The sequence below is a fragment of the Nocardioides sp. NPDC101246 genome, from assembly GCF_044767415.1.
GTDB lineage: Bacteria > Actinomycetota > Actinomycetes > Propionibacteriales > Nocardioidaceae > Nocardioides.
Window position 1 is genome coordinate 330298 of sequence record NZ_JBIWNX010000001.1, and the last position, 21724, is coordinate 352021.

At 69.6% G+C, this 21724-nt stretch carries 21 protein-coding genes; 10 read left to right on the plus strand and 11 right to left on the minus strand.

What is annotated here, in order from left to right; genetic code table 11:
• Positions 1-30: 30 nt before the first annotated feature.
• On the minus strand, positions 31-1107 hold the full coding sequence (locus ACIRON_RS01540; RefSeq protein WP_402988038.1) for a PseG/SpsG family protein: 1077 nt from the start codon (positions 1105-1107) through the stop codon (positions 31-33).
• A 111-nt stretch (positions 1108-1218) separates the two neighbouring features.
• Here ACIRON_RS01540 and pseB point away from each other — a divergent pair, with 111 nt between their 5' ends.
• From pseB to ACIRON_RS01560, 4 genes are all read left to right on the plus strand, one after another.
• Positions 1219-2253: a UDP-N-acetylglucosamine 4,6-dehydratase (inverting) gene (gene pseB / locus ACIRON_RS01545; RefSeq protein ID WP_402988040.1), complete on the plus strand. Its 1035-nt coding sequence runs from the start codon at positions 1219-1221 to the stop codon at positions 2251-2253.
• Between the two features lie 2 nt (positions 2254-2255).
• On the plus strand, positions 2256-3377 hold the full coding sequence (locus ACIRON_RS01550) for a DegT/DnrJ/EryC1/StrS family aminotransferase (RefSeq protein WP_402988042.1): 1122 nt from the start codon (positions 2256-2258) through the stop codon (positions 3375-3377).
• The gene (locus tag ACIRON_RS01555; protein WP_402988044.1) at positions 3374-4096 is read left to right on the plus strand and encodes a cytidylyltransferase domain-containing protein; all 723 of its coding nucleotides are present in this window, start codon (positions 3374-3376) and stop codon (positions 4094-4096) included. Before ACIRON_RS01550 ends, ACIRON_RS01555 begins: the two co-directional genes overlap by 4 nt.
• Before the next feature lie 75 nt (positions 4097-4171).
• Positions 4172-5320, plus strand: a complete 1149-nt coding sequence (locus ACIRON_RS01560) for a hypothetical protein (RefSeq protein WP_402988046.1) — start codon at positions 4172-4174, stop codon at positions 5318-5320.
• Between the two features lie 15 nt (positions 5321-5335).
• Here ACIRON_RS01560 and ACIRON_RS01565 read toward each other — a convergent pair whose 3' ends face one another.
• On the minus strand, positions 5336-7648 hold the full coding sequence (locus ACIRON_RS01565) for a hypothetical protein (RefSeq protein WP_402988049.1): 2313 nt from the start codon (positions 7646-7648) through the stop codon (positions 5336-5338).
• 73 nt (positions 7649-7721) lie between these two features.
• On the opposite strand from ACIRON_RS01565, the gene ACIRON_RS01570 reads away from it, so the two are divergent.
• Genes ACIRON_RS01570 through ACIRON_RS01590 form a run of 5 tightly spaced genes read left to right on the plus strand, consistent with a single transcriptional unit; the run spans position 7722 to position 13006 of the window.
• Positions 7722-8720 (plus strand): glycosyltransferase, encoded by a 999-nt coding sequence (locus ACIRON_RS01570; protein ID WP_402988052.1) that lies wholly within the window; start codon positions 7722-7724, stop codon positions 8718-8720.
• Positions 8717-9721: an NAD-dependent epimerase/dehydratase family protein gene (locus tag ACIRON_RS01575; protein WP_402988054.1), complete on the plus strand. Its 1005-nt coding sequence runs from the start codon at positions 8717-8719 to the stop codon at positions 9719-9721. Before ACIRON_RS01570 ends, ACIRON_RS01575 begins: the two co-directional genes overlap by 4 nt.
• A complete protein-coding gene (locus ACIRON_RS01580) occupies positions 9718-10476 on the plus strand; it encodes a class I SAM-dependent methyltransferase (RefSeq protein WP_402988057.1) in 759 nt (252 codons plus the stop codon). Before ACIRON_RS01575 ends, ACIRON_RS01580 begins: the two co-directional genes overlap by 4 nt.
• A gap of 59 nt (positions 10477-10535) precedes the next feature.
• Positions 10536-11375, plus strand: a complete 840-nt coding sequence (locus tag ACIRON_RS01585; protein ID WP_402988060.1) for a hypothetical protein — start codon at positions 10536-10538, stop codon at positions 11373-11375.
• The gene (locus ACIRON_RS01590; RefSeq protein ID WP_402988062.1) at positions 11372-13006 is read left to right on the plus strand and encodes a hypothetical protein; all 1635 of its coding nucleotides are present in this window, start codon (positions 11372-11374) and stop codon (positions 13004-13006) included. The genes ACIRON_RS01585 and ACIRON_RS01590 overlap by 4 nt, the downstream gene beginning before the upstream one ends.
• Before the next feature lie 12 nt (positions 13007-13018).
• Here ACIRON_RS01590 and ACIRON_RS01595 read toward each other — a convergent pair whose 3' ends face one another.
• The 8 genes from ACIRON_RS01595 to folP form a co-directional block, all read right to left on the minus strand.
• A complete protein-coding gene (locus ACIRON_RS01595) occupies positions 13019-15325 on the minus strand; it encodes a glycosyltransferase family 2 protein (RefSeq protein WP_402988065.1) in 2307 nt (768 codons plus the stop codon).
• Positions 15318-15692 carry a hypothetical protein gene (locus ACIRON_RS01600; RefSeq protein WP_176883759.1) on the minus strand — a complete coding sequence of 125 codons (375 nt, stop codon included), beginning with the start codon at positions 15690-15692 and terminating at the stop codon, positions 15318-15320. Before ACIRON_RS01600 ends, ACIRON_RS01595 begins: the two co-directional genes overlap by 8 nt.
• On the minus strand, positions 15683-16363 hold the full coding sequence (locus ACIRON_RS01605) for a hypothetical protein (RefSeq protein ID WP_402988069.1): 681 nt from the start codon (positions 16361-16363) through the stop codon (positions 15683-15685). Before ACIRON_RS01605 ends, ACIRON_RS01600 begins: the two co-directional genes overlap by 10 nt.
• 225 nt (positions 16364-16588) lie before the next feature.
• Positions 16589-17182 carry a hypothetical protein gene (locus ACIRON_RS01610; RefSeq protein WP_402988071.1) on the minus strand — a complete coding sequence of 198 codons (594 nt, stop codon included), beginning with the start codon at positions 17180-17182 and terminating at the stop codon, positions 16589-16591.
• A 15-nt stretch (positions 17183-17197) separates the two neighbouring features.
• On the minus strand, positions 17198-17635 hold the full coding sequence (locus ACIRON_RS01615; RefSeq protein ID WP_402988074.1) for a DUF3180 domain-containing protein: 438 nt from the start codon (positions 17633-17635) through the stop codon (positions 17198-17200).
• Positions 17636-17717: 82 nt separating this feature from the next.
• Positions 17718-18284, minus strand: a complete 567-nt coding sequence (folK, locus tag ACIRON_RS01620) for a 2-amino-4-hydroxy-6-hydroxymethyldihydropteridine diphosphokinase (protein WP_091044924.1) — start codon at positions 18282-18284, stop codon at positions 17718-17720.
• Positions 18281-18661, minus strand: a complete 381-nt coding sequence (gene folB / locus ACIRON_RS01625; protein ID WP_402988078.1) for a dihydroneopterin aldolase — start codon at positions 18659-18661, stop codon at positions 18281-18283. Before folB ends, folK begins: the two co-directional genes overlap by 4 nt.
• A complete protein-coding gene (gene folP / locus ACIRON_RS01630; RefSeq protein WP_402988813.1) occupies positions 18658-19464 on the minus strand; it encodes a dihydropteroate synthase in 807 nt (268 codons plus the stop codon). The genes folB and folP overlap by 4 nt, the downstream gene beginning before the upstream one ends.
• Before the next feature lie 104 nt (positions 19465-19568).
• Between folP and ACIRON_RS01635 the strand changes: the two genes are divergently transcribed.
• A complete protein-coding gene (locus tag ACIRON_RS01635; RefSeq protein WP_402988081.1) occupies positions 19569-21083 on the plus strand; it encodes a polysaccharide pyruvyl transferase family protein in 1515 nt (504 codons plus the stop codon).
• On the opposite strand, the gene folE is transcribed toward ACIRON_RS01635, so the two are convergent.
• Positions 21080-21718 (minus strand): GTP cyclohydrolase I FolE, encoded by a 639-nt coding sequence (folE, locus tag ACIRON_RS01640; protein ID WP_378866613.1) that lies wholly within the window; start codon positions 21716-21718, stop codon positions 21080-21082. The genes ACIRON_RS01635 and folE overlap by 4 nt on opposite strands.
• Between the last annotated feature and the right edge of the window lie 6 nt (positions 21719-21724).

Genomic DNA, 21724 nt, shown 5'->3' on the forward strand with positions numbered 1-21724 from the left:
CATGACGAGCCGACTCGGCGCGGCTTGTGGTCAGGACGCGCCGACTCGGCGGGTTCGGACCAGGGAGAGCAGGGCATCAGCGACGCGCGCAGCCCCTCGGCCATCCACCATGGCCCAGCAGGCTGCGCGCAGCCGCTCCCGCAGGCGTACGTCACCCAGGAGGTCACGCATCCGAGCCACGGCGTCCGCGGAGTCGCCGTCGAGCTCGGCCAGGGTGGCGATCCCGACGGCCAGCCGGTCCCGGTCCATCCGGACGTACGCATCCTGCTGGTTGTCGGCGACGCAGACGAACCCGACCGCCGCGCCGAGGCAGAAGAGCTCCCAGGCCGAGGTCCCGGCGGCGCTGAGGACCACGTCCGAGTCGGCGACGAGCTCGGCGAGGGTGTCGGTCGGCCCGATCACGTGGACGGCTTGGCCCGGTGCCGGCACGATGCCGGCGATCTCCTCGGCCAGCTCCGCGGTGGCCGCGACTGCGGTCAGCTCCACGGCGATCCCCGCTCGCGCGACCAGGCGTACGACTCGTGGGGAGACGCCGAAGGCGTCCGTTCCGCCGAAGAACGCCAGCACCCGCAGGGGCGTGTGCTCGTCGGCGGCGACCTTGGGCGCGCTCGGACGCTGCCGGACGATCTCACGTCGCTGCTGGGCGTAGTCGAGCCCACCGAGATGCCTGGCCCCCTCGGGGAGTGCCCAGGTGGAGGCCTCCGCGCCGAGGTTCTGGTCCAGGTACAGGTCGGCGGCCCGTCCGCGCGGATCGCCGTCGGTGAGCGCGAGCAGCGGCCAGCGATCCCTCAGGTCGGCATAGACCGAAGCCGGGAGGAGATAGGAGTCCACGACCACCGATGACGGCTCGAGGCGGGCGAGAACATCGCGAACATCGCCGACGTCGCCCGGGCCCGGCGATGCGATCTCGATCCCCCGGCGCCGCACCTGCTCCGCCGCCCACGGCACCCGGTCCAGGTCCGCGACCATCACGACGCGTACCCCTCGGGCGACGAGCTCCTCCCCGAGGGCCAGGCAGCGCATGACGTGCCCGATGCCGACATCGGGGCCGGCATCGCACATCATGGCCACGCAAAGGCCTTCGGCCTCGACCGATCCCACGGGCATGTATGCGCAACCTCTCGGATTCGTCCGTTTCGGCGGGCGGCACGGCAAGTGTCACCTTTTGCGCGCCGTGTCGTTGGCGCACCAGTGAGGCCCAGAGTAGAGAGCATCCCTGTGACCGTGCCCAATTCGGACGTTCGAGAGTCCGACGCCCCGACCGACCATCCTCTCGATGGCGCCAGCATCCTGGTCACCGGCGGGACCGGATCGTTCGGGAAGGCGTTCATCCGCCATCTCCTGGACAACCTCAACCCACGGCGCGTGATCGTCTTCTCGCGTGACGAGCTGAAGCAGTACGAGTGCCGTCAGCTGTTCGGCAACGACCCGAGGCTTCGCTGGTTCATCGGCGACATCCGCGACCGCGACCGCCTGCACCGGGCGCTCCACGGCGTCGACTACGTCGTACACGCCGCGGCGCTCAAGCAGGTCGACACCGGGGAGTACAACCCCTTCGAGTTCATCAAGACCAACGTCCTGGGTTCGCAGAACGTCGTCGAGGCCTCCATCGACGCCGGCGTCAAGAAGGTCGTCGCGCTCTCGACGGACAAGGCCTCCTCGCCGATCAACCTCTACGGCGCGACCAAGCTGACGGCCGACAAGATCTTCATCCTCGGCAACAACTACGCCTCCTCCTACGAGACCCGGTTCTCCGTGGTGCGCTACGGCAACGTGACCGGCTCGCGCGGTTCGATCATCCCGAAGTGGAAGGCGATGGCCGAGCGCGGTGAGGCGCTCGGGATCACCGACATGCGGTGCACCCGGTTCCTGATCACGCTGCCGCAGGCGGTGCAGATGGTGCTCGACACCTTCGAGATCATGCAGGGCGGCGAGCTGCTCGTCCCGCACATCCCCTCCCACAAGGTCGTCGACCTGGCGGAAGCGGTCGCGCCCGGGGCCAAGCTGGTCGACATCGGGCTCCGCCCCGGCGAGAAGCTCCACGAGGAGATGATCAGCCCGGAGGAGGGCCGCCGCGCGGTCAGCATCCGCGACGGGAAGTACTACGTGATCGAGCCCGAGAACCCGCAGTGGGGCTACAAGCCGATCATGGATGCCGTCCCGGTGCCCGACGGCTTCCACTGCGCCTCGGACAAGAACGACATCTGGTACGACGCCGAGGACCTCCGCAAGGTGCTGGAGTCGGGGATCTGAGCATGCTGCCCTACGGCCGCCAGTCGGTCTCCGAGGAGGACATCGAGGCAGTCACCGCGATCCTGCGTGGCGACTGGCTCACCACCGGGCCGACCGTCGCCGCGTTCGAGCAGGCGCTCTCCGACCTGGTCGGCGGGCACCGGGCGGTCTCGTGCACCTCCGGCACTGCTGCCCTCCACATCGCGTACGCCGCCGCCGGAGTGAGTGCCGGTGACGAGGTCGTCACCACGCCGATGACGTTCGTCGCGACCGCTTCGGGGGCCTCGCTGCTCGGCGCGAAGGTGGCCTTCGCCGACATCGAGGAGGACACCGCCCTCCTCGACCCGGCCGCGGTCGAGGCGCTCGTCACCGACCGCACCAAGGTGATCGCCGCCGTCGACTACGCGGGCCATCCGGCCGACTACTCCGCGCTGCAGCCGATCGCCGACCGGGTCGGCGCGCTGACCCTCGGCGACGCCGCCCATTCGATCGGTGGGTTCTCGGGCGGGCGCCCGGTCGGAGACCTGGCCGACCTGACCACGCTCTCGTTCTTCCCGACCAAGAACCTCACCACCGCCGAGGGTGGCGCCGTCGTCGCCAAGGATGCCGCCGTCGCGCAGCGGGCCCACGAGTTCCACTTCGTGGGGCTCATGCGGGACGCCGACCGGTTCCGGATCAAGGACGAGGGCCCCTGGCACCAGGAGGTCCACGAGTTCGGGCTCAACTACCGGCTCACCGACCTGCAGTGCGCCTTCGGCCTCTCCCAGCTCAAGCGACTGGCCGGGTTCAAGCAGCGGCGCGCGGAGATCACCGCCCGCTACAACGCCGCGCTCGCCGACGTCGACGGGCTGCGGCTGCCGGTCCGGCGGGAGGGCGTCGACCCGGCCTGGCACCTCTATCCGGTGCGTGTCCTCGAGGACCGTCGGCGCGAGGTGTTCGAGAAGATGCGGGCGGCCGGCATCGGCGTACAGGTCAACTACATCCCGGTCTACTGGCATCCGGTCTACGCCGACCTGGGCTACCGGCGCGGGATGTGCCCCAACGCGGAGGCGTTCTACGCCGAGGAGCTGTCCCTGCCGCTGTACCCGGACCTGACCGACGACCAGGTCGACCAGGTCGTCGAGACGCTGGTCGGAGTCCTGTGAAGACCGCGGTCATCACCCAGGCCCGCATGACCAGCACCCGCCTGCCCGGCAAGGTGCTGCGGGAGGCGGCCGGCGTCACCATGCTCGAGCATCACCTGGCCCGGCTCACCGCGGCCGGGCTCGAGGTGATCGTCGCGACCACCACCAACCTCGACGACGACCCCGTCGCCGTCCTGGCCGACAAGCTCGGTGCGGGGGTGGTGCGTGGCAGCGAGCCCGACGTGCTGTCGCGCTTCGCGCTGGCGGTGCGGGAGTTCGAGCCCGACGTCGTCGTCCGGGTGACCAGCGACTGCCCGTTGATCGACGGTGAGGTCGTACGCCGCGGCATCGACGCCTGGGCCGCCGCCGACGATCCCGCGCTCTATGCCAGCAACGCCCTGGAGCGCACCTACCCGCGAGGCCTCGACTTCGAGGTCTTCTCCGCTGAGGCGTTGCTGGAGGCCGACGAGCTCGCGACCGAGACGCCCCACCGCGAGCACGTCACCCCGTGGCTCTACACCGACGACGCCCGGCCCACGCTCAACCTGCCGTGGGAGCGGGACGCCTCGGCGTACCGGATCACCCTCGACACCCCCGAGGACCTGCGGCTCCTGCAGATCCTCATCGAGGACCACGACGCCCACCGGCTCGACACCGGTGGCCTCGTCGCCCTCCTGGAGACCCATCCCGAGCTGGTCGAGATCAACGCTCAGATCGAGCAGAAGAAGCTCGGCCAATAAGCCCCGGCGGGTAAGATCCGTGCCACGCGGGACGTCGCGCCGCACCCATCCCAGCAGCGACATTTGGAGCGGTGCATGCAGAAGACTCTGATCGTCCATTCCGGCACGTTCAAGACCGGGAGCACGGCGATCCAGACCTTCCTTGCCCGCGCGAGCCGCGAGGGAAAGCTGCCTCCCGAGGTCGCCTATCCCACGATCGGCCGAGGCACGCACAGCGTCCAGCACCAGAACCTCTACTCCCAGCTCCTCGGCGAGGTGCTCTTCACGCCCGCCCTCGGCACCTGGGAGCAGCTCGTCGAGTCGATCGCCTCGGGCAGCGCCGAGAACACGGTGATCTCGTGCGAGTCGTTCTCGCTGCTCAAGCCCGAGCACATCAGCGCGATCGCCGACTACGCGCGTCAGGCGGGCGCGAAGGTCCGTTGGGTCCATTACGTACGCGACCAGGCCACGTTCTACAACGCCTTCTACGTCGAGCGGCTGATGGTGATGCGGCCCGAGCACGCCGAGCTGGTCGATCTCCCCTTCGAGGAGTTCCGCGAGTGGTCACCGCTCGACATGAGCTTCCTGCGCTACGGGCAGTTCGTGGACACCATCACCACCGCCATCCCCGACGTCGACCTCCGGCTTCGCCCCTTCATCCGCAAGGAGCTCCTCGACGGGAACGCCGTCGCGGACTTCCTCCGCACCTGCGAGCTTCCGATCCAGGGCAGCGGGGCGGGTTCGAGCAATGTCGGGTCGGGCTGGCGGACCGTCGAGACCGCGCGCCACCTGGCGCCGATCGTGGCTGCGGCCCCGATGCGTGGTCGGCTCAGAGGTGTCGACTCCTGGAAGGCCACCCGGCTGAGGTGGATCCAGATCCTCCGCGGGGAGTTCGTCACCAGGGCCACCCAGCTCGGCTGGAACGCCTCCAGCGCGGTCTACATGACCTCCGAGTTCCGCCAAGAGCTTCTCGACGACTATCGCGAGGACAACCTCCTCATCGGCAAGCTCGGCGGCTTCTCCTTCACCGAGATGATCGAGCAGAGCACCTTCCCCGACTACAACATCGGCGACTACTCCGAGATCCCGGGCGACGAGGTGATGCAGGTCGTGAAGCTGGTCATGCAGGGCCTGCACACGATTCCGGAGGAGATCCAGCAGGAGGTCGAGGACGCCCGCGCCCGCCGCAGGGAAGCGGCACCGCCCTCGCGACGGGAACGGCTCCGCGCCATCCTGCGCCGCTGACCTGTCCCCCAGCGCCTAGCGCAGGTCGAACACGGAGTACAGCCCACCCTTGAAGCGCGGCTGACCGAGCTCGCGGCGCAGGCCGGGAAGATCGGCCTGATAGCGGCGATCGACGACGAGCCAGTCGACCCCGTGCTCGTCGCGCAGCGTGGCGATCGTCTCCGGTGACGGGTGCGTGATCGCCGCGTCGTTGGCCTCGAGCAGCTCCGGGTCCCAGAAGGGCAGGTAGGCCGAGTTGTTGAGATCGGTGGAGGGCAGGCCGACCACGAGCGGGTCGATGTAGGCCCATCCTTCGACCAGGACCCGCCGTTCGGCGTACGCCGCGATCCAGAAGTTCCGGCGGTCGCAGTCGGGCACGGGCAGCCCGATGCAATGCGCGTTGGTCGCGATCAGGTCATCGGTCTGGGAGTGCTCGCGGACGAACCGTGCGGCGGCGACCCCACCCGGGCCGATGATGTCGGTCGCGGCGGCCCGAGGAACCGACGGGCCGGTGACTGCGAGAGCGACGGTCTGCGGTGCCCCGGCGAGCACGACCCCCAGCATCAACGCCACGACGGCCGGGAGCGTCGCGATCGTCGAGCGCCTGGCGTACACGAGCACGACGGCGACCGCCACCGCGAGCACGAGCAGGCCGATGGCGAGCTGGGTCAGCAACGTCGACGTGAAGACCTCGCCGCTGGCCGGCATCTCGCTGCCGACCATCAGCCTCACGGCCACGACCACGAGCCCGCCGAGAGCGGCGCAGCCGACGATCCGGACGCCGTCGCGCCACGACAGGTCGACGGGGACGATGTCCGACAACGAGACGGCCATGACCACGGCGAGGAACCCGCTGGCGCCCAGGAGGAAGTAGGCCTGGCTCAGCGCCGGATGGCTCAGGACCATGAACGCGCCGGCACCGGCAGCCGAGGTGCCCGCCAGGAACAAGAAGTCGGGCCGTCGCCAGCCGCCACGCACCAGGGCCACGATCACCGGCACGGCGAGGAGGACGAACCCGACCGTGAAGGAGACCCAGATCGCCAACGGCGCGGACCCGGGCAGGGTCTCGCCCTCCGGCAGCATCAGGATTCCCAGCCGCTGGACGGTGCTCCCGTTGAGATCGATCCCGGTCGCCCGGGTGCCGCCGCCGTAGAACAGCTGCTGGGCGACCAGGAAGACGGCGAGAGCCGATCCGAGCAGGACGCCGAGGGTGCGGACCATCCGCATGCGACGCAGCACGGCCGAGACCACCAGCGCCAGGAACAGGCCGGCGATGATCGTAGGCAGGGCGGACGACTTCGCGCCGGCCACGGCGACCATGACGACCACGGTCAGCATCCACGGCCCCCAACGCCACCGCTCGCGCCGGATCATCTCCACCACCAGCACCATCAGGACCATCTGGAGCGGGATCACCAACGCGTGCGTCGGGCTGTCGAACGCGCGTGTCACGGAGTCGAAGGCCAGCTGCGCAGGGCTGACCAGGCTGGTCCAGCCGAAGAAGTCGGGGGTCGCCCCCGTCGCGAGGACGAGGGCAGCGACGAACCCGGTCCACTTCCGTCCCGTGAGACGGGTGGCCGCGGCGTACGCTCCACCGACCGCGAGCAGGACGAGCAGCGCGATCGACATGCTGCGCATGAGCACGATGAGCTCGATGTGCGTGACCGTCGCCGCCGACGCCAGGTGGACGTAGACGAGCCAGTGGTAGAAGAGCGGGGTGCCGTCCACCCACGGCATCTGGGCGGGAAAGTGGTGCAGCAGGTCGCCGGCGATCGCGAGGTGGAAGGGCTCGTCGACGTACGGCGCCCGCAGGGCGTCGACCGGTCGCTGCGTCCACACCTGGTTCGCCACCAGAAGAATCTGTACGGCCGCCACCGCCGCACCCGCCCACGACCACGCGCTCGCCCGTCCGATCACCACCGGACCGACCCGTCGGCGGCGCCAGACGACGACCAGCGCGCCGACGAGCACCGCTACCGGATACCCGTAGATCAGCTCGGTGAGATCGAAGAGCCGCAACAGCACGTAGAGCGGAGCCTCGAGGACGAGCCCGAGGATCGTGCCGAGCACCAGGTCGTTGCCGAGGCTCGGTCCCGGCTTGGCGACCGCTCGCCACACCACGGTGCCCGGGAAGGTGAGGAACGCCAGGACGTACCCGGTGAAGAGCAGCGCGTCGCCGAGGTCGACCCCGGCGACGCGGATCGCGAGCACCAGCGTCACGCCCACGACCAGCACGCCCGGGAGCAGCCCGGACCAGGAGCCGGCGGAGAAGACGCGGTCCGAGAGCGTGCGGTCCGAGGAAGGCTTCGCGTCAGGTGCGGCGCCTACGGTTGCCGGGTCTGCAGTCACGCGGGCGATCATGCCAACAAAACGCCTACACGGAGTACACCGAAGCCCCTCCGGATGCGCTATTTTCCTAGCGATGTCCCTCACCCACACCGTCTCCGTCGTCATCCCGGTCTACCGCGGTGCCGAGACGCTTCCGGAAGTGGTGAGCGAGGTCGCCGACCTCGCGGAGCCGTTCGTCACTCCGGACGGGCACCAGGGACGTGTCACCGAGATCCTCCTGGTCCACGACCACGGCCCGGACGCGTCCGATCTCGCCATCCGGCAGCTCGCCGAGAAGTACGACATCGTTCGCCCGATCTGGCTGAGCCGCAACTTCGGCCAGCACGCCGCGACCCTCGCCGGCCTGGCCTCCTCGGGGTCGGACTGGATCGTCACGATGGACGAGGACGGCCAGCACGACCCGGCGTACATCCGGCCGATGCTCGACACCGCGCTCAGGGAGCGCGCCGCCCTCGTCTACGCCCGCCCCACCAACGCGGCGCCCCACGGTCCGCTGCGCAACCTGACCTCGCGCGGCTCGAAGGTCGTCATCGACCGCCTCATGCCCGGTGGCAGCGCCCGGCAGTTCAACAGCTTCCGGCTGATCCTGGGCGAGTACGGCCGGAGCGTGTCCGCCTACGCCGCCAACGGGGTCTACCTGGACGTCGCACTGAGCTGGGTGATCTCGGACGTGGCGACGTGCCCGGTGAAGCTGCGCGAGGAGGGCGAGCGGCCCTCCGGCTACAACTACCGCTCCTTGATGTCGCACTTCTGGCGGATGGTGCTCACCGGCGGCACCCGTCTGCTGCGGGCGGTCAGCATCTGCGGAGCCCTGCTCGCCGCCGCCGGCATCGTCCTCGCGGTCGTGCTGGTCGTCGCTCGTCTTGCCGGCGGGGTCCCGGTCCAGGGCTGGACCTCGTTGATGGCGGCCGTGCTGGTCTGCTCCGGCACCATCATGCTCACCCTCGGCGTGATCGCCGAATACCTCGGTGTCTCCGTCAACATGGCCATGGGCAAGCCGCTCTACGTCATCGTCAGCGACCCCGCGAACGGCCCGCTTCGCGAGACGCCCCAGCCGGGTCACCCCGAGTGACCGGCGCTCAGCGCCCGTCCCGACCGCCCACGCTCGTCGTCGGTGGTGGCGGTCTGCTCGGCCGCCACGTCTGCAGCGCGTTCGAGCGCTCCGGGGCGTCCGTGCGGACGACGAGCGTGCCCTGGGATGCCCCGGCCGCCGCGCGCGCCGTCCTGAGGTCCGAGCTCGCCGCATTCCTCGGCTCGTCCCCGGACGGCCGCGTCAACATCGCCTGGTGCGCCGGCGCGGGCGTGGTGGCCACCCCGGCGGACGAGCTCGAGACCGAGGTGACGCTCTTCCGCGGCGTACTCGAAGACCTGCGTGCAGCCCTGCGGCCCACGAGCCGGCTCGCGTTCTTCTTCGCATCTTCGGTGGGTGGCGTCTACGCCGGTTCGGCCGATCCCCCGTTCACCGAGCTCTCCGAGCCTCGACCGCTGGTGGCGTACGGCAGGGCCAAGCTGGCCATGGAGGAAGCCCTGGCCGCATTCTGCGTCGAGACCGGATCGGTGGCGCTCATCGGTCGGATCACCAACCTCTACGGGCCCGGCCAGAAGCTCTCCAAGCCGCAGGGCCTCGTCTCTCAGCTGTGCCTGGCCCAGCTGCGCGGTACGCCGCTGCCGGTCTGGGTCTCCTTCGACACCATCCGCGACTACCTCTATGTCGGCGATTGCGCGGAGATGGTCGTCGACGCCCTCGACGGTCTCCACGAGCACGTCCGAGGCACCGGGTCGAACGCCGTCGTCAAGATCCTGGCCACCGGCACCGGGACGACCCTCTCGGCTGTCGTCGGCGAGATCAACCGGGTCTTCAGACGGCGGGCACGGCTGCGCATCCCGGGAGCCGGCACGCCCGGCCAGGCGCGCGACCTGCGGGTCCGCAGCGTCGTCTGGCCGGAGCTCGACAAACGGACACAAACGCCCTTCTCCGTCGGCGTGCGTCGCATCGCCGATGAGATCGCGCTGGCTTACGCTGCTGGTACCTCCGCACCTCCGACGCACGTGAGCGAGATCTCCATCCGATGACCGAAACGGGCATGCTGCCGGGCAGCACGACAGGCGGCTCTCCCTCGATCGCGCAGAGCGACTACTGGTGGTACCGAGCGCGCACCCGGATCCTCGAGACCGTCATGAAGCCGTACGTCGGGACGCCACGCCGCCTCCTCGACGTCGGCAGCGCCGACGGGCCCAGCGTGACCTGGCTCGAGGGCACCGCCGAGCACCACGTCTCGCTGGACGTCGACCCGCGCGGCCTCGCCGACGGCGGCGTGTGCGGCTCCGCGACCCGGCTTCCGTTCGCCGACGGCTCCTTCGACGTGGTCGCGGCCTTCGACGTCATCGAGCACTGCGAGCCCGAGGCCACCGCTCTGGCCGAGATCGAGCGGGTCCTCGCCCCCGGCGGCCGCTTCCTCATGTCCGTGCCGGCGTACAACTGGGCCTGGACCCGCCACGACGACCACAACCACCACCACCGGCGCTACACCCTGCGGCGGGCGGTCGCGGCGATCACGGCAGCCGGGCTCTCGCCCGTGCGAGCGACGTACGGCTTCACGGGTACGTTTCCGATGTTCGCCGCTCAACGCCTGGTCACTCGGGTCAAGGAGCGCGGTCCGGCCCACCCCCGACAGCTTCCCGACGGCGGCGTCGCACCGCTGCCCGAGGTCTCGCCCGGGATCGAGAAGGTCCTGCTCGGCGCCACCCGCATCGACGAGCGGCTGCTGCCACGACTGGACCTGCCGTTCGGGTCCTCGGTGCTGGTCGCGGCGGTCAAGACCGACTGAGAATGCTTACACTTCTATGGCGGGACGGTCGCCGTTCACCAGACCGTGGAGACTGAAACTTGGACACGAGCAATCACTGGTACGGACACGCCCACATCCTCTCGGAGTACTGCGGACTGCCGTTCGAACAGCCGCGCCCGATCTGGGGTGTGCTCCAGCACGGCTGGAACCTTCTGCACGGCTTCGGCCCGGGCCACGAGCCGCCGTACGGCTTCCCCAAGTTCGTCTGGTCCCACGCGAACCTGCGCCGGGGTCAGGCGGTCGGCTGGCGCGACTATGCGGTGATCGGCGCTCCCTGGAACTACCTGCTCGAGCTCAAGAAGGACGTCGAGCCCGTCCCCCCGGCCGACGAGCGCGAGGGCACGATCTTCTATCCGTTCCACACCTGGGACCACGGTGAGATCAGCGGCGACCACGACCGGCTGATCGCGGAGATCCGGGACACCGAGGAGGGCCCGGTGACCGTCTGTCTCTACTGGATCGAGTACGACATGCCCGAGATCCGGCGCCGCTACGAGGACGCCGGCTTCCGGGTCATCTGCCACGGAAAGCGCGGCACGCTGCGTCAGGGCACCGACATCCGCTTCCTGCACAAGCAGTACGCGGAGCAGATCCGCCACCGCCGGGTCGCGTCGAACCGCCTGACCACCGCCATCTTCTACGGCGCGTCGGTCGGTTCCGAGGTCGCGGTCTACGGCGACCCGATGACCTTCGCCGACGTCAGGGACGCCAGCGTCAGGGACGGGAACGAGCAGGCCAGACGTCTGTTCCCCGAGTTCCATGGCGTCGAGACCGACGCAGAGCAAGTACGCGCCACGACCGTGCGTGAGCTCGGGCTGGACGCCATGGCGTCGCCTGCTGAGCTCCGCGCGCTCTTCGGATGGGAGACCACAGCATGAACGACACCGACACGCCCTCGAAGACCGACGCCTACAGCGTCGTGTCGGGAGACATGTACGACTGGTCCGACATGGTCGGCGCTCGTGCGCTCCCCCGCGGACCGGTCCTGACCCGATTCGCCGTCGCGACGGCGAGCGACGCCTCCCACCTCCTCGTCGTCGGCCCGCACGACCTCGAGCTGCTCGATGAGGCCATCGGCCGAGCCGCGACGACGACCGTCGTTCTCCGCACACATCCCGACGCGAAGCTCGTCTCCGAGCGGTACGCCGACAGGGCCGTCGATGTCGTCTGCGGCGATCTGCGTTCCTGGACCCCCGATCGGCCGGCCGACGCCGTGCTCGCGCTGGACGGGTTCGGGCGGGTCGCGACGATCGACGCGGCCCCGACGGACTGGCACGCGATCGCCGAGCACGTCGTCGGCCTGGCGACACCCGGCTCGCGGCTGGCGGTGGTCGTTCCCAACCCGGCATCGCCGCTCGCCCAGCTCAGGACCATCGCCCCGGAGGCCTCGAACGAGGACGCCGACTGGTCGTTCCCCGTCCACGATCGTGCGAACCCGCCGAGCCTCGCGGACGCGAGCGCACGGTTCACAGGTCGCGGCTACACGCTGTGGCCCGACGTCGGTTCTCCGACCCTGGCCGCGGCTCCCGAAGCCTGTTCGGTGGCGCTCGCGGTCGCCCACGGCCGACCCTCCGACACCCCCACGCTGCGCGAGGTCCAGCCCGCCCTGGGTCGGACGCTCGACACGTTGGGGGCCGAGGCCGCTGCCGGCGGTTGGCTGGTGACGCGGGGCCTGGACCCGATGCCGGCTGTCGTCGGTGTCGATCGGACCGGTGACGAGACCTCCTGGACCGCCGCCGAGCGGTCCTGGCTGGTCGAAGCGATGCGCGACTCGGCACGCCGGGACGCCTCGGGCCTTCGCCACCACGTACGCCTGCTGCGCGAGGCGGTGGCCGGCGCGCCCGAGCTCTGGTGCGGTCTTCAGGTCGACGAGATCGGCCTCGACGCCGGCCGCGTCGTCCCTGTTCACGAGTCGACGGTGAAGCTCGGCGAGTCCGCCGACGAGATCGTCCTGGGGCTGCTGGACGAGCTGGCCGCGTTCATCTGCGCGGCGGGATGGCGTCACCCCTGGCCCGCCGGTCGCGGCCGCGACGAGCTCACCGTCCTGCTCGCGGCGACCATCGATGTCGCGGTGACTCCGGCGGACGTACGCACTGTGCGTCAGCAGCGGGAGTCGTCGCTGGCCTCGACCGGCATGACACCCGTGGTCGCGCCGCGGCAGGCATCGCAGGTCGCCGATCCGGGCGAGCTCCGGAAGCTGACGGACGAGAACGAGGCGCTGCGCGGTCAGGTGACCTGGTTCAAGCAGCAGATGCGTCAACGTCAGACGATGACCCACGAGGTACGCACCGCGGCCCGACGCGACGTCGCGGCGCTGAACGATCGCATCAAGGAGCTCGAGGACCAGCTGAGCGCTCGGCAGGCCCCGGCCGTCAACCGGGTCGCCAGGCGCGCCTCAGCCGTCCCCGGGCGGGCACGTGCCGGCTTCGGACGCGTCCCCGGCGTCCGGCCCGCGGCCCGTCTGCTCAGAAGGGCTCTCCGCGCGATCCGACGCGTGGCCCGGCGCTAGGAGGTCAGCCGGTCACGCGTCGGTGGGCACCCACGGCGCAAGCCGCAGGTGGATCTCGTCCGACCAGCCGAACTCGAGCTTCGCCGCCTCGTCAGCGGCGGGCTGAGGTACCCGTTCGGAGAGCTCACGGGCGACGACGATCGGCTTGTGGTCGCGGCCGTCCAGCAACGACCACTGCGACGTCTCGCACGCATCGTGCTCGGCCGCGGTGCTCCGCAACTTGGCCGCCGGCACGGTGATCAGGAAGACCCCGTCGCGGTCGGTCACGTTCAGGGAGACGTCGAGAGGCTTCTCCGGGGTCGGCCAGGTCCGGAGCACCGCTCCGGTGGACTCCAGCCGGGGACCGTCCGGACCACGCAGGATCAGGTCCTCACCCTGCCACCACGCATCGTGAACGACGGGACGGTCGGGCGTCGCGGTGATCACGAAGGAACCGTTCGGGTCGCGGGTGGCGTTCACCGCGCGCCCCTTCAGCAGAGATCGAGACCCGAGGAAGTCCGGATGCACCGGCAGCGGAGACGTACGTCCCTTCCGGGACAGCTTCACCCGGGTCGGCACGATCTCCTCCATGGGCATGTCCAGTCCGGACTTCTCGAGGACGGCCTCGACGGGCACCGTCAACCGCCACGGGGTGATGCCTCGCTCGCCCCGCTCGCCGATCGTCAGCGGGTGGGTCACCACCGAACCGCTGCGGTCGGTGAGCGTCAGCTCCGCATGCTCCGGAGGAGCGCCTCGGAAGGCGCCCCGGATCTCGATCTCGTCGCCGAGGTCCGTGGTGTGATCCACCCAGGCGTCCGGGAGATCGCGAACGGTGACCCCGAAGCCCCCGGGGAGGCGTCCTGGGCGACACCAGCGATTGCCGATCCGCCGCCAGCCCTGCCACCGCTCCCGACCGTCTCCCGACGTCGAAACCTGGATGACGTCGCGGACATCGCGGTTGCGGATGCTGATCATGAGGCGCCACTGGCGATCCCCCGCCAATCGCGCCGGATCGATGCTCAGCTCGAGCGTGGATCGGTCCACCTGGCCGAACGGGATCGTCCGTGGCCGCGCGACGTGGTCCACCGGGATCTTGGTGCCGGCGGGGCTCTGCAGCCACACCTTGAAGCGTGTCCGGGGCGCGAACGGGAGGGTGTTGACGCCGATGTTGACGCGGACCATGACGCGGGAACCGCTCCACCAGGCCTCGGTCGCCACCGCTTTGGCCTTCATGTACGCGGGGGCAAGGCGGAACACCGAGTCCGGGACGCCCACGGAGGCGTCCTCGAAGGACGGGAGCTTCGCGTACCAACCGTCCCTGCGGCGGGCCAGCGGCGCCACGGTCCCGTTCTCGGCTCGATACCGGGTCAACGACGACAGCGCATCACGTCGACGGCGCTTCAGCAGGTCGAACACGAGTCGCTCGAACGGTCCCTGCCGGTCGAGGATCTGGTCGTCGATATGCGCCAGGTAGCGCTCCGCAAGGTCGAAGATGCGCCCGGACTCCTCGGCCGGGTGGTCCTCGATGGACCGCGCCAGCACCTGGACGTCCGTCGCCGTGAGATGTGACTTCACCAGGTCGGCCAGGTAGGGGGCGTGCTCGTCGACCATCTCGAACAGCATCTCGGCCGAACGTACGCGGTCGCTGAGGTTGTCGAGGTTCCAGTGGCTCTGGGTGATCGACGCCTCACCACCGTCGCGGTGCCGCCAGTAGTAGACCGGGTCGGCGAGGACGTCGACCTGCCGGGCACGGATGTGCGCGGCGAGGGCGACCGGGTAATCCTCGTAGAGCATGTCCGGGTAGCTGAGGCCGGCGGAGTCCCAGAAGTCGCGCCGGTAGACCTTGTTCCAGATGTAGCGATCGATGCCCAGGATGTGGGTGCGGCTGCAGTGGGTCGCGATGCGGGTGGTGACGAACGGTCGGCGGTGCGACCACGACTGCCAGACCGACACCGAGTCAAAGCGTCGGGCGTTGCCGGCGACGAAGTCCGACCCCGAACGCGCCAACGTGTCCGTCATCAGCTGGTAGGCGTACTCCGGCACGTAGTCGTCGGCGTCCACGAAGGCGAGCAGGTCGCCCCTGCTGTTCTCGACACCGATGTTCCGTGCGACACCGACACCGACCTTCGTCGAATGGACCACCCGGAACCGGGGATCGCGCGATGCGAACCGATCCGCGATCTCGGCGGATCCATCGGTGGACGCGTCGTCGACCATGACCACCTCGAAGTCCGAGAAGGTCTGTGTCCGAAGCGACTCCAAGCAGGTCTGGAAGTAGGGCTCGACGTTGTGAAACGGGATGACGATACTCAGCGCAGCCTGCGATGCACTCTCAGCCAACGCGGTTGCCGTCCTCGAGGCGTCGGAGCCGCTCCTCGAAACGCGTGGCAGCGGTGATGCGGGCGCGAATCTGCTCTTGCTGCCGCTGGATCTCGGCCCAGACCGCGGCGGTATCGGCGTTGCCACCGGCCGCAGCGCCCGTCGCGACGTTGCCCCGCTCTACGGCGTCGCGCAGCGTCTCCAGACGCGCCTCGAGGGCCGCGACCTGCGGGCTGACCCGAGCGAGCTCGCGCTCGAGGTCGGCGATGCGGACCCGCTGCCGGTCCGTGATCGCACGGAGCTCCTCGATGACGGCCCGAACCCTCTCCGCGTCGGCGGCGGACCGGACCTTTCTGATGACCTCGCCGCGCAGTCGGTTCAACGCCATAGAGACACCCGTTCCTCCTTGAGCCAGTCAGTCATGACACGCGCCTCTGCCTCGATCCGATGCTCCGGACCCACCGGCGAGGTGCCGCCGACCTGGTAGTTCCACTCCCTCTGCCCGGGATTGTCGATGAACGAGAACCCTGAGAGCCGGATCTCGGAATCCGGGAACAGATTGACCGCCAGCCATGCGGCGGTGAACCCCGTGGTCGGGGCGAGCTTCTCGGCGCGCCAGGGGATGTCGAGCTCGTCGCCGATACGAGGGAGCACCTCGGCGTTCGGGATGGGCACGAAACCCAGGTCGGGCGGCCAGGACATCGGCCACACCTCGGGACGGCCGTGGAAGCGCATCGGCTCCGCGAGGAGGTAGAGACGCTCGCGGTAGCGGTCGAAGGTGAACCGCGTCGTGCGGGTGATCCGGTTCCAGAGCACCACGTCTGCCCGCGACCCCTGGACGCGCGCTTCGCCGGGCAGGTCCAGCACGAAGCTGTTGACCCGGATGACCAGGTCGGATTCATCGATCGCCTGCGCCCGGGCAGCACTGGGGCCCAGAGGAGCATTCCCGAGCACGGCGACCGAGGTCACCGGCGCCCTCTTGGCGTACGTGGTCATCAGGTCGCGCAGGTGGTCGAGGCCATCAGTGATCGTGACTGCCCTTTCGGCGATCAACGTCACCGGCTTCCCCTTTCGACGACCCTTGTCGCAGCATCACCAGAGATCGAGGGGACGCGACAGGCGCGTTACCCATTCCAGGAAATCATAACGAGCCAGTGCCCCCGCAGTTACCCACCGGAGTACCTGTTTGAGCGTCGCTGCGCATTTTCAGGCGTGCCCACGCGGACCGCGGTGACGACTGTTGGAATCCCGTCACCGTTCGTACATCTGCTTGTCGGCCAGGGGTCAGGCGGACTGAGCCCCGGTCCAGCTGGTGCGCTCGGCCTCGAGCTCGGCACGTACGGCGTCGAGCTCGGACTCCAGCTCGGCGACCCGGATCGCCGCCTCCGCGGCATCCGCTTCCACCGCCTGGAGCCTCGCCTCGAGCTGCTCGCCGCGCAGCTCGGCCTGGGCGGCCCGGCGGGCCTCCTCGCCGCGGCGACGGACGGCCTCGGCGGCGCGCTGGTGAGCGGCGGCCAGAGCGCCCTCGAGTTCCTCGACAGCCTGGACGCGTTCGGCGAGCTTGGCGTCCATGTGCTCGCGGAACTCGGCGTTCTCCTCGGCCCGCTTCTCGGACTCGACGCGGAAGGCCTGGGCCTGCTCGGCGCGGTCACGCGCCCAGTCGCGGCGGGTCTGAAGGAGCTCGGAGTGGGTGATCTTGGTAGCGGCAGCGCCGAGGGCGAGCCCGAGAACGGCAGCCAGCACGACAACCAGCCAGGACCCGGAGGCCACCGCGGCTGTGATCGTGATGGCGGCCAGCGCCAGCAGGGCTACAGCAACCGTCAGGCGTGTGCTGCGCTGACGCCTGCGTGTGACTGAAGTTGCGGATGGGGAAGGCATACCTTCACGGTACGGCTAGTTTTCCTCCGGTTTGCGGACCCGGCACGCGTGTTCGAGGAGTCGAGCGGCGACGAGGATCGCGGTTCCGGCCACGGCCGCGAGGGCCGAGCGCACCAGCCGCTCCCCTGCTGCGGTGTTGGCGTCGTAGCCCAGCCAGCTCACCGCGTATCCCAGATAGCCGCCGGCGAGGAGCGCGCCGACCAGGGTGCAGGCGCGGGCGAGCACCAGCCGGTTGACCGCTTGATGAGCCTCGATGCGTTCGCCGCGTACCTGCAGCTGGCGGTGGGTGATCCAGGCGGTCACGCCCAGGGCCGCCGCGATCAGCAGCAGCACGATCGGCTGCCCCCAGGTGATGACCGGGGCCACCCCGCGCCAGGACTCCAGCACGGGGTGAGCCAGCCAACCACCCACGATCCCGATCACGGCCCACGCCGTGATGGCTCCGCCCGACATCGGGTGGAGCCGACGCTCGTCGTCGGCGGGATCCTTCTCCGGACCCTGGTCGGGGTCCTCGGGTGCCGTGCTCAGATCCGGCTCAGAGCTCGAGGGCGAGGTCGTCGCGGCGGGTGATGCCGGACTGGTCGGACTGCTCCAGCAGCTCGGCGATCGGACCCACGCCGGGGAGATCGGCGCTCGGCTCCAGGTCGAGCCACGGCTTGAGCACGAAGGCTCGCTGGTGCGCCCGCGGGTGCGGCAGCGTCAGCGACTCCTCCTCGAGGATCTTGTCGCCGACCGAGATGACGTCGATGTCGAGCGTGCGCGGCTCGTTGAAGATGCCGCTGCGCGAGCGTCCGTACGCGTCCTCGATGGTGAGCGCACGCTCGAGCAGGCGCGTCGGGGTGAGCGTGGTGTCGGCGAGGACGATGGCGTTGAGGTAGAGCTCGGCATCCTCGGGCGAGTCGACCGGCTCGGTCTCGTAGACCGGCGAGATCGTGGTCACCCAGACGTCCGGGGTCTCGGCGAGGGTGTTCAACGCGTCCTGCAAGTTTGCCAACCGGTCCCCGAGATTGGAGCCCAGAGACAGCACCGCCCGCCGGATCGGCCGCATCTCCCCGGTGAGCGTGTCGGCGTCGATGATGTACGGGTTGGGTACCTCTGTCACGTGCTCTGCCTCCGGGTGATCGTCAGGGTGACGTCTTTGAACGTCGCTTCGATAGGCGCCCCCGGTTTGTGAACCGTAACACGTACCCAAAGTGCGCGGATGTCTGCAAGGCAGATGTCCGCGATCCGCTGGGCAAGCGTTTCGATGAGGTCCACCGGGTCGCGCTCAACATTTGTCTTGACCGCCATTGCGAGACTTCCGTAATCGACGGTGTCTTGCAAGTCGTCCGTCTCCGCGGCCTTGCGGGAATCGGTGCCGATGACCAGGTCGATGATGAACTTCTGCCCCTCGCGGCGCTCGAAGTCGAACACTCCGTGGTGGCCGAAGCACTCCAGACCGAGGATCTGAATTTCGTCCGCAGGTTCTGCGATGTTCATCGAATAGCCTCCAGCTTCGCTGCCGCCGCGAGCGCGTCGCTGGCAGCACGTACGTCATGAACACGCGTGGCCCAGACACCGCGTTGCGCGAGAAAGACGGTGATCGCATCGTGAGCGTTCTCACGTTCGGTCACCGGACGCAGCGTGCCGTCGGGCGCGGCCAGCAGGCGCCCGAGGAAGGTCTTGCGGCTGGCCCCGATGAGCACCGGGAAGCCGAGCTTGTGGAACTCCTCCACACCCGCCAGCAGCCGCCAGTTGTCGTCGGCCGTCTTGGAGAAGCCGAGCCCCGGGTCGACCACGATGTTGTCGTCCTGGATCCCGGCGGCCCGCGCCGCCTCGATCCGCTGCTCCAGCTCCGCCTTGACCGTCGCCACGACGCCGTCGGCGTAGACGAGATGGTCCTCGTGCTGCATCTCCGCGCCGTGCGCACGCCAGTGCATCACGACGTACGTCGCACCGTGGTCGGCCGCGACCTTCAGGATCCCCGGGTCGGCCAGACCGCCCGAGACGTCGTTGATGATCTTCGCCCCGGCCTTCAGGGCCGCCTCCGCGACCTCGGGACGCATCGTGTCGACCGAGAGGGTCGCCCCCTCCTCGGCCAGCGTCTCGATGACCGGCACCACCCGGGCCAGCTCATCGGCCACCAGCGGTCTGGTCGCCCCTGGCCGGGTCGACTCGCCGCCGATGTCGAGCAGGTCGGCTCCCTGCTCCAGGAGCGCGCGACCGTGGGCCACCGCGTCATCGGTCGCCAAGAACCGTCCGCCGTCGCTGAACGAGTCGGGCGTGACGTTGACGATTCCCATGACCTGCACGTCACGACCCTATCCGGCGACGTCGGAAGGCAGACTTGACCGGGTGGGCGCACTCAGCCAGGCTGCCCGCCAACTCATTTACCCAGGGAGGCATCGTGGCCAAGATCCTGCTCCGCTCAGCGAGGGACCCGTTCGACGTGATCGAGGCGGGCGACCCGCGTGCGTGGGGCATCGGGTTCTACGGCACGAACGTCGGCAACCTCCTCTTCGCCGACTCCACACACCGGCTCCTCAGCGTGCCCGGCACCGAGATCGTCGCGAACCGCTTCGCCCATGAGCGACGCGCGTTCACCACCGACGAGGTCGCCGCGACCAACGATGCGTACGACCACTTCGTGGTGCCGTTGGCCAACGCCCTCCGGCCGGAGTTCACCCGCCCCCTGACCCGTCTGACCGCTTTCATCGAGCAGCTCACGATCCCGACCACCATCGTCGGCATGGGCGCGCAGCTCTCCCTCGACGACCTCGACACCGCTCCCGACGACGAGCTGGCCGCGCTCCACCGCCGCTTCATGAACAGCGTCCTCGAACGGTCCTCGAAGGTCGGCGTGCGCGGCGAGATCACCGCCGCCTACCTGCGGCGGCTCGGCTACGGCGACGAGCACGTCGAGATCATCGGCTGTCCGTCGATCTACCTCAACGGCCCCGACCTCACCGTCCGCGACGAGCGCTCCACCCCGATCGCCGACGAGGACCCGATCGCCGTCTCGATGAGCCCGCTGACCGCGCCCTGGTTCGAGACGTACGTCGACGCCTTCGCCGACCGCCACCCGGGCATGACCTACGTCGGCCAGACCCACCACGACTTCGCGATGCTCCAGTGGGGACGACACCGTCAGCCCGAGATGGGCATCGACCGCGACCACCGGCTCTACGCCGAGGACCGGACCCGGATGTTCCTCGACGCCGGATCCTGGATGCGGTTCCTGGCGACCCAGCGGTTCGCCTTCGGCACGCGTATCCACGGCAACGTCGCCGCGGTACTCGCCGGGACCCCGGCCATGGTCGTCGCTCACGACTCACGCGTGCTGGAGCTGTGCGACTACCACGGCCTGCCCTACACGATGCTCGACTCGATCACCCCAGAGACCACGGTCGACGAGCTGTACCAGGCGGCCGACTACACCGACTTCCACAACCGCCTGGCCGACGGCTGGAAGCGGCTGACCGCGTTCCTGGACGACGCCGGCCTGGCGAACCTCGCGCAGCCCGACCAGTCGGCTGCCGCGTACGACGCCGAGCTCGCCGCACTGGAGCCGGCGGCACCCGTCGCCACGCTCCGCGGGTCGGGCGAGGACGCCATCCGGCGCATCGAGGATCGGATCCACGCCCTCAAGATCGCCTCCGAGCACGCCGACACCGCCGCGAAGCGGCGGGAGAAGGAGCTGACGAAGAAGCTCACGGCGTCGGCGAAGAGCCAGGCCAAGCGCATCGCGGCTCTCGAGTCGACCACCCGCAAGCAGCAGGCCCGGATCGAACGGCAGGCCGGCCGTCTGGACCGCCAGCGGACCCTGATCCAAGAGCTACGCGCAGACCTCGCTCGCCACCAGGAGCGAGCGGGCCTGCGCGGCTTCGTCCGGCGGGTTCGCCGCCGGCTGGGTCGCTCCTAGCGGGTCCCGCCCCGGATCAGGGCCATGGCCTCGGCCCGGGTGGTGGCGTTGGAGCGCATCGTGCCGCGTACGGCACTGGTGATCGTGCGGGCGCCGGCCTTCTTGACGCCGCGCATCGTCATGCACAGGTGCTCGGCCTCGATCACCACGATGACGCCGCGCGCCTCGAGGATCTCGGTGAGGGCGTCGGCCACCTGGGTGGTGAGCCGCTCCTGCACCTGCGGTCGCTTGGCGTAGACGTCGACCAGCCGGGCGAGCTTCGACAGACCGGTGATCTTGCCGGAGCTCGCCGGGATGTAGCCGACATGGGCGACACCGGTGAACGGCACCAGGTGGTGCTCGCACATCGACCACAGCTCGATGTCGCGGACCAGGACCATCTCGTCGTGGCCGAGGTCGAAGGTCGTGGTGAGGACCTCCTCGGGCGCCTGGTGCAGCCCGCGGGTCACCTCCTGGTAGGCGCGGGCGACCCGGGCGGGAGTCTCGAGCAGCCCTTCGCGGTCGGGGTCCTCCCCGATCGCGTAGAGCAGCTCACGCACGGCCGCCTCGGCCCGCTTCTGGTCGAACACCGGTACGTCCGCCACGTCCCGCTCGGGGACATGGACGGGCGCTACGTCATCGAAGTTGTCGGACATGTGCTC